Origin of the sequence: Pseudomonas sp. IT-P74, assembly GCF_949768175.1 — a bacterium.
Lineage (GTDB): Bacteria > Pseudomonadota > Gammaproteobacteria > Pseudomonadales > Pseudomonadaceae > Aquipseudomonas.
Genome location: NZ_CATKQD010000085.1, coordinates 1 through 245 on the forward strand (window position 1 = coordinate 1; position 245 = coordinate 245).

The following is a 245-nucleotide window of genomic DNA, read 5'->3' on the forward strand; positions in this document are numbered from 1 at the left end:
ACTCCTCACGCCACCCGGTTCCCATCCTGTGGCTGCTGCCAAAAGCCCTGTTCAACCACGCATGAGTATTGCCAGCGAACCGTTCGTGATTTGCCCATCCTCGGCCGTGCGGTGCGTCTCAGCGTGTTGCTCAGACGTGTTGGCTGCCGTGATTGCGGCAAACGTATGGAAGCCGTCAGTTGGCTGGATCGCTATGCCCGCATGACGCGCCGCCTGTCTGAGGCGGTCATTCAAGCCTGCGAGCG

The 245-nt window shown here is 61.2% G+C and carries 1 protein-coding gene; it reads left to right on the forward strand.

The annotated features are described in order from the left end of the window. Positions 1-245: transposase family protein (locus tag ACM6J5_RS25960; protein WP_414929605.1), on the forward strand; the 245-nt coding region annotated here is incomplete at both ends.